This is a genomic window from Amycolatopsis tolypomycina, assembly GCF_900105945.1.
GTDB lineage: Bacteria > Actinomycetota > Actinomycetes > Mycobacteriales > Pseudonocardiaceae > Amycolatopsis > Amycolatopsis tolypomycina.
Genome location: NZ_FNSO01000004.1, coordinates 2,661,301 through 2,674,322, shown reverse-complemented (window position 1 = coordinate 2,674,322; position 13,022 = coordinate 2,661,301). Strand labels below are relative to the sequence as shown.

General features: G+C 71.5%; 14 protein-coding genes and 1 pseudogene. 10 read left to right on the top strand and 5 right to left on the bottom strand.

Annotated elements, in window-relative coordinates; genetic code table 11:
- Genes BLW76_RS22265 through BLW76_RS22250 form a run of 4 tightly spaced genes read right to left on the bottom strand, consistent with a single transcriptional unit; the run spans window position 1 to window position 3,713 of the window.
- The gene (locus BLW76_RS22265) at window positions 1–996 is read right to left on the bottom strand and encodes a thiamine pyrophosphate-dependent enzyme (RefSeq protein WP_091310482.1); all 996 of its coding nucleotides are present in this window, start codon (window positions 994–996) and stop codon (window positions 1–3) included.
- Between the two features lie 5 nt (window positions 997–1,001).
- Window positions 1,002–2,243, bottom strand: coding sequence for a transketolase C-terminal domain-containing protein (locus tag BLW76_RS22260; protein ID WP_091310479.1), 1,242 nt, complete (start codon window positions 2,241–2,243; stop codon window positions 1,002–1,004).
- On the bottom strand, window positions 2,227–2,823 hold the full coding sequence (locus tag BLW76_RS22255) for a 2-oxoacid:acceptor oxidoreductase family protein (RefSeq protein ID WP_091310476.1): 597 nt from the start codon (window positions 2,821–2,823) through the stop codon (window positions 2,227–2,229). The genes BLW76_RS22260 and BLW76_RS22255 overlap by 17 nt, the downstream gene beginning before the upstream one ends.
- Window positions 2,820–3,713, bottom strand: coding sequence for a class I fructose-bisphosphate aldolase (locus BLW76_RS22250; RefSeq protein ID WP_091310474.1), 894 nt, complete (start codon window positions 3,711–3,713; stop codon window positions 2,820–2,822). The genes BLW76_RS22255 and BLW76_RS22250 overlap by 4 nt, the downstream gene beginning before the upstream one ends.
- Window positions 3,714–3,871: 158 nt before the next feature.
- On the opposite strand from BLW76_RS22250, the gene BLW76_RS22245 reads away from it, so the two are divergent.
- Window positions 3,872–4,222 carry a spore germination protein GerW family protein gene (locus BLW76_RS22245; protein ID WP_091310471.1) on the top strand — a complete coding sequence of 117 codons (351 nt, stop codon included), beginning with the start codon at window positions 3,872–3,874 and terminating at the stop codon, window positions 4,220–4,222.
- Between the two features lie 258 nt (window positions 4,223–4,480).
- Window positions 4,481–5,360 (top strand): annotated as a pseudogene (locus BLW76_RS22240) (IS5 family transposase).
- Window positions 5,361–5,378: 18 nt separating this feature from the next.
- On the opposite strand, the gene BLW76_RS22235 reads toward BLW76_RS22240, so the two are convergent.
- A complete protein-coding gene (locus BLW76_RS22235; protein ID WP_091310469.1) occupies window positions 5,379–5,882 on the bottom strand; it encodes a MarR family winged helix-turn-helix transcriptional regulator in 504 nt (167 codons plus the stop codon).
- Window positions 5,883–6,335: 453 nt separating this feature from the next.
- Here BLW76_RS22235 and BLW76_RS22230 point away from each other — a divergent pair, with 453 nt between their 5' ends.
- The 8 genes from BLW76_RS22230 to BLW76_RS22195 all read left to right on the top strand — a co-directional run bounded on the left by BLW76_RS22230 (window position 6,336) and on the right by BLW76_RS22195 (window position 13,007).
- Window positions 6,336–6,587 carry a hypothetical protein gene (locus BLW76_RS22230; RefSeq protein ID WP_091310466.1) on the top strand — a complete coding sequence of 84 codons (252 nt, stop codon included), beginning with the start codon at window positions 6,336–6,338 and terminating at the stop codon, window positions 6,585–6,587.
- 781 nt (window positions 6,588–7,368) lie between these two features.
- Window positions 7,369–8,061 (top strand): response regulator transcription factor, encoded by a 693-nt coding sequence (locus BLW76_RS22225; RefSeq protein ID WP_091319697.1) that lies wholly within the window; start codon window positions 7,369–7,371, stop codon window positions 8,059–8,061.
- Window positions 8,058–9,437 (top strand): HAMP domain-containing sensor histidine kinase, encoded by a 1,380-nt coding sequence (locus BLW76_RS22220; protein ID WP_091310464.1) that lies wholly within the window; start codon window positions 8,058–8,060, stop codon window positions 9,435–9,437. The genes BLW76_RS22225 and BLW76_RS22220 overlap by 4 nt, the downstream gene beginning before the upstream one ends.
- 47 nt (window positions 9,438–9,484) lie before the next feature.
- Window positions 9,485–10,873: a ferredoxin reductase family protein gene (locus BLW76_RS22215; RefSeq protein WP_091310462.1), complete on the top strand. Its 1,389-nt coding sequence runs from the start codon at window positions 9,485–9,487 to the stop codon at window positions 10,871–10,873.
- Between the two features lie 14 nt (window positions 10,874–10,887).
- Window positions 10,888–11,319 carry an FMN-binding protein gene (locus BLW76_RS22210; protein WP_091310459.1) on the top strand — a complete coding sequence of 144 codons (432 nt, stop codon included), beginning with the start codon at window positions 10,888–10,890 and terminating at the stop codon, window positions 11,317–11,319.
- Window positions 11,316–12,053 carry an FAD:protein FMN transferase gene (locus tag BLW76_RS22205; protein WP_244170268.1) on the top strand — a complete coding sequence of 246 codons (738 nt, stop codon included), beginning with the start codon at window positions 11,316–11,318 and terminating at the stop codon, window positions 12,051–12,053. The genes BLW76_RS22210 and BLW76_RS22205 overlap by 4 nt, the downstream gene beginning before the upstream one ends.
- Before the next feature lie 43 nt (window positions 12,054–12,096).
- A complete protein-coding gene (locus tag BLW76_RS22200; protein WP_091310455.1) occupies window positions 12,097–12,603 on the top strand; it encodes a DUF2231 domain-containing protein in 507 nt (168 codons plus the stop codon).
- Between the two features lie 185 nt (window positions 12,604–12,788).
- Window positions 12,789–13,007 carry a hypothetical protein gene (locus BLW76_RS22195; RefSeq protein ID WP_091310454.1) on the top strand — a complete coding sequence of 73 codons (219 nt, stop codon included), beginning with the start codon at window positions 12,789–12,791 and terminating at the stop codon, window positions 13,005–13,007.
- Window positions 13,008–13,022 lie beyond the last annotated feature (15 nt).

Below are 13,022 nucleotides of genomic sequence, written 5' to 3'. Positions count from 1 at the left end.
TCAGGCCTCCCCGAGCAGGTCGAACCGGCGGATGTTGCGGTCGGCGAGCGCCTGGATCTTCTCGATCACCTCGGTGTGCGGCGAGTCGCCGAAGAGGTGGGCGTACCGGGTCTGCAGCCGCAGGTAGTCCTCGACCGGCACCCGGCGGCGGATCTTCGACGTCGCGACGATCTCGCCGGCTTCCGCTTCGAACACCGGGAAGATCCCGCTTTCCTTGGCGAGGCGGGCGATCCGGATCGTGTCGTGGGACGCGCTGCCCCAGCCGAGCGGGCAGGGGACCAGGACGTGCAGGTACCGCGCGCCGCGGAACTCCATCGCCCGCGTCACCTTGGCTTCCAGGTCGCGCAGGTCCGCGACCGTCGCGGTGCCCACGTACGGGATCTCGTGGGCCAGCGCGATCATCGGCACGTTCTTGCCCTGCCCGAACACCGCACCCGGCTCCGCGCCGACCGCCGGGGTGGTGGCGGTGCGGGCGGCCGGTGGCGTCGCGCCGGAGCGCTGGACGCCGGTGTTCATGTACGCCTCGTTGTCGTAGCAGATGTAGAGCACGTCATCGTCGCGCTCGAACATCCCGGACAGGCACGCGAAGCCGATGTCGACGGTCCCGCCGTCGCCGCCCTGGCCGACCACGCGGATGTCGGTGCGCCCCTTGGCCTTCATCGCCGCGGCGACGCCGGTGGCGACAGCGGGGGCGTTGCCGAACAGGGAGTGCAGCCACGGGATCCGCCACGACGTCTCGGGGTACGGCGTCGAGAAGACCTCCAGGCATCCGGTGGCGTTGACGGCGACCATCCGGTTCCCGGTGGCGCGCATGGCCGCGTCGAGCGCGTACCGCGCGCCCAAAGCCTCGCCGCAGCCTTGGCAGGCGCGGTGGCCGCAGTCGATCGAGTTGATCCGCTGCCGGTCGGACTGCACACTGCGCTGGTCTTCGCCGAGCAGCCGGCCGCCGACCGCGAAGCTGCCGGTCTGGTAGAACTTGATCGGCGTCACCGCCATGTCAATCACCCGATCCGTGAAGCGACCGCACCGAGGTCGCGCAGGAGGTTTTCGGCTGTCGGGCCGGAGCGCCGGGTGGCGGCGAGGCGGCCCAGCTCGCGATCGATCAGCGACCGGTCGAGGTCGAGGAAGGTCAGCGGCGGCAACCGGTCCGCCTCCCGCAGCACCCTGCTCACGGACTTCTTCGTGATCGCGCGGCCGCCCAACCCCGCGATGACGGCGTGCACCTCGGCCGCCGGAGCCGCGCTCACGACGTTCTGCGTGACGATGCCGCCCACACCGGGCTCGAAGGCCCGTTCCAGCACGATCACGCGCCGCGCGTGGCCGATGGCCGCGCGGATGGCCTCGCCCGGGAACGGCCGGAAGCAGGTCACGCCGAGCACGCCGACGCGCAGGCCGTCCTCGCGCAGCTCGTCGACGGTGTCCTTGAGCGTGCCCAGTACCGAGCCGAGCGCGACGACGATCGTCTCGGCGTCCTCGGTGCGATACGAGCGGGTCAGCCCGCCGGCGTTGCGGCCGAACGCCTCGGCGAACCGGTCGGCGATATCGGGCACGACGTCGAGCGCCTCCATCAGCCGGGCGTGGCCGAGGTAACGCACCTCGGTGAACGCCTCCGGCCCGACCATCGCGCCGATCGACGACGGCTCGGCCGGGTCGAGGACCTGGCGTGGCTCGTACGGTGGCAGGAAGACATCGACCTCTTCCTGGGTGGGCGTGTCGACCTGCTCCCAGGCGTGGGTCAGCACGAACCCGTCCATGCACACCATCACCGGCGTGGACAGTTCCTCGGCGATCCGGAACGCCTGGATGTGCAGGTCCGCGGCTTCCTGGTTGGTCTCGGCGTACAGCTGGATCCAGCCCGCGTCCCGCAGCGCCATGCTGTCGCTCTGGTCGTTCCAGATGTTGATGGGCGCGCCGATCGCGCGGTTGGCCACCGTCATCACGATCGGCAGGCCGAGCCCGGACGCGTTGAACACCGCCTCGGTCATGTACAGCAGCCCCTGGCTGGCCGTCGCGGTGTAGGCCCGCGCCCCGCCCGCGGACGCCCCGATGGCGACCGACATCGCCGCGAACTCCGACTCGACGTTGACGAACTCGCACGGCGTGAGCGAACCGGACTTCACCAGCTCGGCCAGGCCCTCGACGATGTGGGTCTGCGGCGAAATCGGGTACGCGCAGATCACCTCCGGGCGGCACAGCGCGACCGCGTCGGCCACGGCCCGGGATCCCTCAATCTGCCTGAGCACCGGCCAGATCCTCCCGCTCGGCGCGAACGAACCCGTAGGCGGCCGTGGCCGCCGCGATGTTGCCGTCCGCCTTCGCGCCGGCGAACCTCCCGGCGATCGCGGCGATCACCGAGCGCAGCTCGATCACGCCGGTCAGCGCGGCGAACCCGCCGAGCAGCGCGGCGTTCGGGAGTGGCCGGCCCAGGTGTTTCATCGCCAGCTCGGTCGCGGGCACGACGAGCAGGCGGTCCCGCCGGAAGCTGCGGACGAACTCGCCCAGCCCCAGCTCGCCGAAGCTGTGCGCGGAGTTCACCAGCAGGTAGCCCTCGGATTTCAGGCCCTCGAAGACGTTCACCTGGTGCAGCAGAGTGGCGTCCTGGATGATCAGCGCGTCAGGCGCGACGATCGGTTCGCGAGTGCGGATCGCCGCGTCGGAGATCCGGCAGAACGAAACCACCGGCGCGCCGGTGCGTTCCGAGCCGAAGCTGGGAAATGCCTGCGCGTGCCGCCCTTCGGTAAACGCGGCGACCGACAGCAGCTCGGCCGCGGTCACCACGCCCTGGCCGCCGCGGCCGTGGATGCGGACCTCGGTCGTGCTCATGCGCTCGGGTACTTCGCGAGGATGTCCCGCAACGCCGAGACGAACCGAAGGGATTCGTCGTGGTCGCGCTGCCAGACGTTGCGGCCGAAGATCAACCCGGTCGCCCCGGCTTCCATCGACTCGCGCGCCTTCTCCAGCATCGCCTCGTCGCCGGCCTTGCCGCCGCCCGAGACCAGCAGCAGCGTCCGCCCGGCCGACCGGACGACGGCGTCGATCGCCTGCTGGCTCGTCGTCTCCTTGGCGTAGGCACTGGGCACGTTGTCGATCTTCGCCGGGTGCGGGAAGTTGACCTTGACGACGTCGGCGCCCAGCTCGGACGCGGTGCGCGCGGCGTAGTCGACGGCGTAGAACGAGTCGCGGCCACCCTTGCCCTCGATCGCCGAGCCACGCGGGTAGGCCCAGACGATCAGCGGCATGCCCAGGCGGTGCGCGTCGGTGCGGACCTGCCGCAGCTGCGCGAAGTCCTGCTCCTGCGCGGGAGTTCCGACGTAGAGGGTGTAGCCGACGGCGTCCGCGCCGAGCCGGACCGCGTCCTCGACACTGCCGTGCAGCGGGGACAGCGCCTCGGCGTCGGAGGGAATCTCGGTCTTGCCGTTGAGCTTCAAGACCAGCGGCAGCTCGCCCGCGTAGTCCCAGTAGAACTTCTCGGCCAGCCCGATCTGGATCGCGATGCCGTTGAAGCCACCCTCGAGCGCGAGCTTCAGGATGTACTTCGGGTCGCTCGCGGCCGGATTGGCGAAAAAGTCGCGCGGTCCGTGCTCCAGGCCCTGGTCGTAGGGCAGGAAGAACGCCGTGCCGTTGCGCAGGCCGTGCTCGTGCAGGATGCGGTGCAGCCGGGTCTTCTTGCCGGTGTTCAGCCCGAGCTCGGCCAGCGGGGGACGATGCGCCATGACGGCCTCCGGGGTCGCTGATTCGTGTCCGCCCAGCAAATCGCGAAGGGGCGGCCACCACTGCTGGCGAACGCCACCGGCACCGGGGCCCTCGGTCACCCGCGCAGGGGACCATCGGCTCTGGGGATCCCGCGCTTCCGGCGGTGAGACTTCGCCGCATGAAGGTCGACGAACTGCTTGAGAAGGCGAAGGACGGGCTCGAGACCAAGATGGTCTACAGCGAGCCGTACGAGGTCGACGGCGTCACGGTGATCGTGGCGTCCAGCGTCGGCACCGGCGGTGGCGGCGGTGACAGCCGTGACGAGAAGGGCCGCTCCGGCGAAGGCGCGGGGTTCGGGTTGTCGGCCAAGCCGGTGGGGGCGTACGTCATCAAGGACGGCAAGCTCCGCTGGGAACCGGCAGTCGACGTGAACCGCGTGCTGGCCGTCCTCGGCGCGGTCGTGGTGGCCGCGCTGTTCGCGGCGACCCGGCTGGCGAAGCACCGGGATGTCCGGCAAAGGGCGCGGTGAGGCCGGCGCGGCGACCGGCCGGGCGAATCACCTCGCGGGCGGATCGGGCGGGCTGAAGGGCACGTTCAGCCCGCCCCGGCGCGACCACCGAACGGCTTCGATACCGGCCCTAGGGCCGGTATCGAAGTTGTCTCCGGCAGGTTGAGCTGGAGTTGGCTGCGCTGGGCGTGTCGGCGGCTGAAATGGGTGAGGTCTCCGGTATTTGGTTCGTCGACCAAGAAGAACCTGAACACCGGAGACCTCGTGGACACCCTAGCGGTGGCGGGGCGGTTCGACCTGACCGACGCTCAGTGGGCAGCGCTGGAGCCGTTGCTGCCTGAGCCGAAGCGGCCGGGGCGACCGTCGTTGTGGAGCAGGCGGCAGCTGATCGACGGGATCCGGTGGCGGGGACGCACCGGTGCGCCGTGGCGGGACGTGCCTGAGAGATATGGGTCCTGGTCAGCGGCGTATGGGCTGTTCCGGCGGTGGCAGCGGGCTGGTGTCTGGCAGCGGATTCTGACCGCGTTGCAGGCTCTGGCCGAAGCCAAGGGGCGGATCACGTGGGATGTCAGTGTGGATTCCACGATCGCGCGGGCTCATCAGCATGCCGCGGGTGCGCGGAAAAGGGGGATCTGCAGGCCGAGCCGCCGGGCGGGGTCACCGTCGAGCCAGCGGATCACGCGTTGGGCCGGTCGCGGGGTGGGTGGACCACGAAGCTGCATCTGGGCTGTGAGCAGGGGCAGAAGCCGTTGTCGATCGTGCTGACCGCCGGGCAGCGCGGCGATAGCCCGCAGTTCATTCCCGTCTTGGCCGGGATCCGGGTGCCCCGGCCGACGGGTGGTGGGCGGCCGCGGACGCGTCCGGACCGGGTGCTGGCGGACAAGGCCTACACCTCCAAGGCCAACCGGGCCCACCTGCGCAAACGTGGGATCAAAGCGACGATCCGAGCAAGGCCGACCAGGATGCGCATCGCAAGGCCAAGGGGTCCAAGGGCGGCCGGCCACCGTCCTTCGACCCCGAAACCTACAAACAGCGCCACGCCGTGGAGTGCGGCATCAACCGGCTCAAACGCCACCGTGGGGTGGCCACTCGATACGACAAGCTCGCCGTCCGCTACGAAGCCACCGTCCACATCGCCGCCATCAACGAATGGCTCTGACCTACTTCGATACAGGCCCTAGCCGGCCGGCTCGGCGGAGCGGTCCTCCTTTCCGGCGGACCGGATCCGCTCGGTGAGAGCTTCGGTGAGCGCGCCGGGCTGACCGGCCCGTTCCCGGAGTGCTTGGGCGATCCTGGCGAGCACCACGGTGAATTCCCGGATGTGGGCGGGTTCGGACTGGGTGACCGACTGGTGGACGTCGGCCCTGAACAGCGCGAAACTGGCTTCGATGGCCGCCCGGCCGCCGGGGGTCAGGACGACCAGGACACTGCGCCGGTCGGTCGGGTGCCGCTCGCGCCGGGTGTAGCCGGCCGCTTCGAGGCGGTCGAGCAGCGCGGTCACACTCGCCGAAGCGATGCCCAACCGCTTCACCAGGGCCGACGGGGGCAGCGGCCCCTCGTGCAGCAGTTCGCCCAGCACCGCGGCTTCGTGCACACCCACCCCGAAGGCGGACGCCATGGCGCGCCGGTATCCGTCAGTGGCCACGATCACCGCTCTCAGCTGCTCAGCCAGACGTTCCATACCCCACTGCCCAAAAGATCACCGGAAAAATATCTAGTTAACCTAGATAATAGCTCATCTAGTCTCCTGACGCCCGCGCGTCGCCGTGCCGATCTTCCCGTCCACGCAACCGATCTTCGCATCGTTCGCGCAAAGATAAGGCAGCGGCCGACACGCCCCACAGCCGCCACGCCGCCCGAAGGAAAACGGGCACCAGAAAGCCGAACCCGCGCGAAGATTCTCCGCTCCCGAAATAGAACACAGTCGAGAATCACGACGCCGCCGACCCACGCTTCGGCCATCTCGCAGGGAGGGCACGAAAACGGCCGGACAATTTCCGACTTCGATAAGCCAGCGAACGAAATCGACATCGCAATACCGCAAATCGAAGAAATTCTTTGATTCACCGGGCAGCGAATCGCCGCCGTTCTCGTTAAACTGGCCACAGCACGCCGTTTTCGAGGAGATTCATCGATGCCCGACACCCAGTTCCCCGAACCCGCCGCCGCACCACCGGAGGCCGTACTCCTCCGCCGTGAACGCAACCGCTGGCTGCGCCACGAAGCAAACCTGGTCCTCGGCCGCGGCGGGGCGGACGAGCCCGAGGCGCAGCAGGCGCGCACCGCCCACCTCGTGCTCACCTACGCCTTGGCGATCGTCGAGCAGCGCCCCGCCGTCATCGGTTCCTTCGACGATCTCACCCGGCCACGCCGAGACCGGAACTGAGCCCGTCCCGGGACGGCAGGCAGAGCAGTGGTGGCCGGGCCCCGTCGAGCAGGGCGCCCCTGACGTCGGGGCAATGAGCACCGGCGGCGGGCACCCGGCAACGGGGCGTCCGGCCGGAAGGGTGACGAGGTCGTACCAGCCGCCCCCGCTCGACAGGTTCCGCCCGCTCGGCCGGTACCGGACGGCGGTCGCCGCCCGCGAGGGAAGTTCCGCACCGCGGTGACCATCGGACCGGAGAGCGGGGTCACTCGTCCTTCGGCGGCTCGCCGGCGACGGGCGGGAAAGCCCGCGTTCCGCGGTCCACGCTGATCCGGGACGGCCCGGCAGGCCGGATCGCCTTCCGCGTGCGAGTGGCGGTGCAGCACGGCGGGCATCGAGTGCTCCTCGTCACGGACCTGCCGCACCACGTGGTCGTCCTCCGGGGCGATCGGGTGCCGGCACTGCTCGCAGAGCATGCTCTCGGGTACGTCCATCGCCGGCACCGTCCATTGCGGAGTCACAGCGCTGCCGGCGACCCGCGGCGCGGGGTCGCCGGCAGCGCTTCCTGAACGCGTCCCCCCGAGCCCGGGGGCGGTGGAGCCCGGAGCGACCCGCACAGGCTGACATTCCGCGCACGGCCGGCGAAGCTGCCGAACGGAGGAGAAACCCTCCGGAGAATTCCGGAAAACGAGAATAGTGGCCGCAGAGCGGACTCGCCGGACCGGGCGTCGTTTACCGGCCGCTAACCCTCCGCGGGGTTTCCCGAACACCCGGCGGGACGGGAAGCCCGCGCGCGGGCATGATGGCGGCCATGCCGCACCGTGTCCTGCTCGCCGACGACGACCGCGCGATCCGGGAGTCGCTGGTCCGTGCCCTCGATCTCGAGGGCTACCACGTCACCGAGGTCAGCGACGGCGTCGGCGCGCTCGCCACCGCCCGGCGGGACGAGTTCGACGTGATCGTCCTCGACGTGATGATGCCCGGCGTCGACGGCCTCGGCGTGTGCCGCGTACTGCGGGCCGAAAGCGATCCCACCCCCATCCTGATGCTCACCGCCCGGGTCGAGACGCCCGACCGGGTGGCCGGGCTCGACGCCGGGGCCGACGACTACCTGCCCAAGCCGTTCGAGCTCGACGAACTCCTCGCGCGACTGCGGGCCCTGCTGCGCCGCACGTCATCCGAACCGGACGCGCGGCGCACGCTGCGGCTGGGCGAACTCGCGGTCGACCCGGCAGCGCGGCGGGTCTGGTGGCAGGGCACCGAGATCCCCCTTTCGAAAACCGAATTCGACCTCCTCGAACTGCTCGTGCGCAACGCCGGGATCGTCCTCGACCGCACCACGATCTACCAGCGGATCTGGGGCTACGAATTCGGCGCGGACTCGAAGAACCTGGCCGTCTACATCGGCTACCTGCGGCGCAAGCTCGAGCAGGCCGGGGCGACCGGGCTGATCCACACCGTCCGCGGCGTGGGCTACTCGGTACGGCCGGCGTGAACCTGCGCAGCAAGCTCGCCATCGCGTTCGCCGGGGTCGGCGCGGCGGCGGCGATCCTCGTCGGGGTCTTCAGCTACCAGGCCGCGTCCCAGCGCATCAACGCCGAACTCGACCGGTCGCTGCTGACGACGTCGGCGGAAGTCGCCGCCGGGGCGACGCAGGTCCTCGCGCCGAGCCCGGTCACCCGCGGTCCCGATGACGACGACCACGACGAGGCCCAGCCGATGGTGGCGCAGGCGATCACCGCGGACGGCACCACCCGGCCCGTCGGCGGGCGGCCGGTGCACCTCGGCGTCACCGGCGACGACCGGGCCCTCGCCGCGAGCGGCGCTCTCGGCGACCACCGGTACACCGACTTCACCGCCGGCCGCGACGACTACCGGGTCATCACCGTGGCCCTCGGTCCGGGTCGCGGGGCGATCCAGCTCGGCATCGACGTCGACGAGTCCCAGCACGTCCTGAAGGGCCTGGCCGCCCGCATCACCGGCGTCAGCGCGCTCGTGCTGGCCGCCGCGGCCCTGGCCGGGTGGCTGCTGGCCCGGCAGATCACCCGGCGGCTGGTCCGGCTGACCGACGTCACCGAGCAGGTCAGCGACGGCCGCCTCGACGACGTCGCCGTACCCACCGGCGGGCGGGACGAGGTCGGCAGGCTCGCGACGTCGTTCGACCGGATGCTCGGTCGCCTCGCCGACGCCCGCGCCGATCAGGAACGCCTGGTCCAGGACGCCGCCCACGAACTGCGGACCCCACTGACCAGTCTCCGCACCAACGCCAGCGTCCTGCGCCGGTTCGCCGAGCTCAGCCCGGAGTCCCGCGCCCGCCTGCTCGACGACGTCCACGGGGAGACCCGCGAGCTGACCCACCTGGTGGACGAGCTCGTGGAGCTGGCCACCCGCCGCTACGAGGCCGAGGAGCCAGGGCCGGTCGAGCTGGGCGAGATCGCCGTCCGCGCCGCCGAGCGCGTCCGGCGGCGGTCGGACCGTGCCATCACCGTCAGCGCGGACGCGTCCGCGCTGACCGGCCAGGCGAAGGCGCTGGAGCGGGCGGTGACGAACCTGCTGGAAAACGCCGTGAAGTTCGCACCCGAGGGCCCGATCGAGGTCGTCGTGCGCGGCGGCCGCGTCGAGGTACTCGACCGCGGCCCCGGCATCGGCGACGACGACGCGGCCCGCGTGTTCGACCGCTTCCACCGCGCGGACGGTGCCCGCGGCCTGCCCGGATCCGGCCTCGGCCTGGCCATCGTGCGGGACATCGCGCTGGCCCACAGCGGCTCGGTCTTCGCCGAGCCGCGCCCGGGCGGCGGCGCTGTGGTCGGGTTCACCGTCGGCGTGGATCGGCTCTTACCGAACTCTCACCCTGGTCACGTCGACGGCTAACCGGGCTCCGGAAGGGTGGCTCCCGTAGCGATCACCCGAGGAGCCCGATGTCCACCACCACCCTCACCACCCGCCGCCTCGCGCGGCCCACGGTCCGCGGGTGGTGGCGCGACATCGCCGGGCTCACCGCCTGGGCGAGCGTGCTGTTCGTGGTCGCGCTCTGGGTGTCCGGCCGCGGCCTGCAGGACCTCACCACCGACTTCTTCACCTCCACCGGACGGCTCACCGGGCTTCTGTCGGCGGATCTTTTGCTGCTGCAGCTGCTGCTCATGGCGCGGATCCCGTGGGTCGAACGCAGCTACGGCCAGGACGACCTCGCCCGGCGGCACCGGATCGCCGGCTTCACGTCGATCACGCTGCTGGCCGCGCACCTGGTGCTCATCACCCTCGGCTACGCGGCCACCGACGGCTCGGGCGTCCTGGGCGAAACCTGGACGCTGGTGACGACCTATCCGGGCATGCTCCTGGCCGCCGCCGCCGGGACCGCGGCGCTCGGCATGGTCGCCGTGACGTCCATGCGCGCGGCCCGGCGGCGGCTGCGCTACGAGTCCTGGCACCTGCTGCACCTCTACGCCTATCTCGGCGCCGGGCTCGCCCTCCCCCACCAGCTCTGGACCGGCGCCGACTTCACCGCCTCCCCGGTGGCGACCGCGTTCTGGTGGACCGCGTACGCCGCGGCGGCGGGCGCCGTGCTCGTGTTCCGGGTGGGACGGCCGGTGTGGCTCAATGCGCGGCACCGGCTGGTCGTCGAAGAGGTCGTGCCGGAAGCACCCGGCGTCGTCTCGGTGTACCTGCGCGGCCGCGACCTCGACCGGCTCCCCACCGCCGCGGGCCAGTTCTGCATCTGGCGGTTCCCGGCAGGCCCGGGCTGGACGCGCGGCAAGCCGCTCTCCCTCTCCGCCGCCCCCGACGGACACCGGCTGCGGATCACCGCGAAGGACCTCGGCCCGGGCAGCCGCCGTCTCGCCACCCTGCAGCCGGGCACGCGGGCCTTCTTCGAAGGCCCGTACGGCCGGCTGACCGGGACCGTCCGAAAAGGATGGAAGATCGCCCTGTTCGCGTCCGGCATCGGGATCACCCCGTTGCGCGCGCTGCTGGAAGAACTCCCCTACCAGCCTGGTGAAGCCGTGCTGTTCCACCGTGCCGGCCGCCCGGCGGACCTGCTGTTCCGACACGAACTCGACGACCTGGCCGCCCGCCGCGGCGTCCGGATCCACTACCTGCTCGGCCCACGTCCCCACCACCGCCCGTCCTGGCTGCCCGCCGGGTACGCCCCGGTGCCCGACGAGCACGTCTTGCGCCACCTGGTGCCCGACATCGCCGACCACGACGTCTACGTCTGCGGCCCGGACGCCTGGATCGACGCCGTCCTCGACAGCGCCCGCCGCGCCGGCGTCCCCGCCGACCGCGTCCACTCCGAACGGTTCGCCTGGTGAGAAAGGAGGGTTCGATGCGCCGGATCGCCATCGCCGCCGCGGCGACCGTGTCGGTGGTCGTCCTGCTGTTCAGCTACCGCACGAGCACGGACGCCACCCCGGCCGCGACCGGGCGGTCACAGCCGTCCCGCACCGCGGCCCCGCCCACGCCGATCACCGGCTCGGCCGGCGACGGGACGTTCACCGGCGATGCCGCCGACACCCGCTACGGCCCGGTCCAGGTCCGCATCACCATCGCCGGCGGCCGCATCACCGCGGCGGACGCGATCGACTACCCCCAGGAGAGCGGCCGCGACGTCCGGATCAACTCCGCCGCCGTGCCGGAGCTCAACCAGGAGACACTGCAGGCCCAGAGCGCGCAGATCGACACCGTCAGCGGCGCCACCTACACCTCCGAGGGCTACCAGCAGTCCCTGCAGTCGGCGATCGACCAGGCCCACCGGTGACGACCAGGCCCCGGCGGTCCTGGACGCGGCCGGTCATGGGCACCCAGGCCGGCCTGCACCTGCGCGGCCGGCACATCGACTCCCACGCGGGCGTCGAACCGGCCGTGGCGGCGGTGTTCGGGCACCTGCGGGCCGTCGACGAGCTGTTCAGCACCTACCGGCCCGACAGCCGGGTCAGTGCCCTCCGCCGCGGCGAACTCGCTCGCGACGACCGGCACCCGTGGCTCACCGAAGTCCTGGCGCTGTGCGACGAAGCACGAGACCGCACTGACGGCTACTTCGACGCTTGGCTGCCCGGCGGCTTCGACCCGTCCGGCCTCGTCAAGGGCTGGGCCACCGAGACGGCCACCGCGCTTCTCGCCGGACTGTCCGGGTTCGACCACTACCTCAACGTCGGCGGCGACATCGCAGCCCGGGTCGGCTTGACGACCTCCCCGCCGTGGCGGGTCGCGATCGAAGACCCCGCGGACGCGGCGGCGTTCCTGGCCATCCTCGACGTGCGCACCGGCGGCGTCGCCACGTCCGGAACAGCCGCCCGGGGCCACCACGTCGTCGCTCCCCACACCGGCACCCGTCCTCACGACCTGCTCGCCGTCACGGTCACCGGGCCGACGCTCCTGTGGGCCGACGTGTTCGCCACGGCCGCCTTCGCCCGGGGCGGCGAGGACGTCGAGGAGTGGGTGCCCAACCGGGCACCCGGTTACGAGGTCGCCGCACTCGCCCGGGCGCCCTGAGGGGAGTCACACCCAGGCCCCGCTTCCCTCCACAAAGGACACCATGACCACCGTCAACGGTCTGCCCGCCCACATCCTGCTCGTGCACGCCGTCGTCGTGCTGCTGCCGCTTTCGGCTTTGCTCCTGGTCCTCAGCGCGCTCTGGCCGGCCGCACGCGGCAAGCTCGCCGGGCCCAACGCGATCCTCTCGGTCCTCGTCGTCATCCTGGTCCCGATCACCACCGAGGCGGGCGAGTGGCTCGAACGCCGGGTCGCGCGGACCCCGCTGGTCCGCACCCACACCGAGCTCGGCGACACGGCGCTCTGGGTGGCGCTCCCGGTGGCCGTGCTCGCCCTGCTGGTGTGGTGGCGCCAGCGCGAAACCCGGCGGCCGGGCCGCACGTTCCTGGGCCCGGCGTCGACGACCGTCACGGTGGTGCTCTCGGTGCTGTCCATCGCAGCCGCCGGCGCGGCGGTCGTCGACATCTACCGCATCGGCGACTCCGGCGCCCAGGCCACCTGGCAGGGCCAGTTCAGCACCGCACCGGCATCGGAAGGGCGGGATCGCTGATCCCGCCCTTCCGATGGCACCGGTTGCCCCCCGCCGGTTGTTCCGCGCGCGTGGCAGTCCGCGGGTCTGCGGCGCGGCAGTTTCACCGGAGACGCTCCTGGGTAACCCGAGTCGTTCGCGCTCCTGCGGAGGTCGCTGGTCCCAGGAGTTCGCGTCGGTGTGGGCGGACCGGAGGAGGCTGGCCGATGGCGCACGGTGGACTCCCGATCCCCGACGGCCCACTCGGTGAGGAAGCGTTCCCGGAGGGCGCGTCGGTCCATGTCATCGGCGGTCAGTACCGCGACGCCCGCGGAGTGGTGATCGCCAAGGACCCCGATTTGCGACCGGGCTCCGTATGGGTTCGGCTCACCGACGGCAGGCAGGTCCTCGTCCCCGGCTACCGCCTCTCGCCGGACGCACCGTGAACCCGTTCCGCGCCC

Bases quoted from the DNA above. Each gene is read 5' to 3' on its own strand.
- BLW76_RS22195 (WP_091310454.1), top strand. From the start codon at position 12,789: ATGGCGCACGGTGGACTCCCGATCCCCGACGGCCCACTCGGTGAGGAA.
- BLW76_RS22265 (WP_091310482.1), bottom strand. From the start codon at position 996: ATGGCGGTGACGCCGATCAAGTTCTACCAGACCGGCAGCTTCGCGGTC.
- BLW76_RS22215 (WP_091310462.1), top strand. From the start codon at position 9,485: ATGTCCACCACCACCCTCACCACCCGCCGCCTCGCGCGGCCCACGGTC.
- BLW76_RS22210 (WP_091310459.1), top strand. From the start codon at position 10,888: ATGCGCCGGATCGCCATCGCCGCCGCGGCGACCGTGTCGGTGGTCGTC.
- BLW76_RS22200 (WP_091310455.1), top strand. From the start codon at position 12,097: ATGACCACCGTCAACGGTCTGCCCGCCCACATCCTGCTCGTGCACGCC.
- BLW76_RS22225 (WP_091319697.1), top strand. From the start codon at position 7,369: ATGGCGGCCATGCCGCACCGTGTCCTGCTCGCCGACGACGACCGCGCG.
- BLW76_RS22250 (WP_091310474.1), bottom strand. From the start codon at position 3,713: ATGGCGCATCGTCCCCCGCTGGCCGAGCTCGGGCTGAACACCGGCAAG.
- BLW76_RS22245 (WP_091310471.1), top strand. From the start codon at position 3,872: ATGAAGGTCGACGAACTGCTTGAGAAGGCGAAGGACGGGCTCGAGACC.
- BLW76_RS22230 (WP_091310466.1), top strand. From the start codon at position 6,336: ATGCCCGACACCCAGTTCCCCGAACCCGCCGCCGCACCACCGGAGGCC.
- BLW76_RS22235 (WP_091310469.1), bottom strand. From the start codon at position 5,882: ATGGAACGTCTGGCTGAGCAGCTGAGAGCGGTGATCGTGGCCACTGAC.
- BLW76_RS22255 (WP_091310476.1), bottom strand. From the start codon at position 2,823: ATGAGCACGACCGAGGTCCGCATCCACGGCCGCGGCGGCCAGGGCGTG.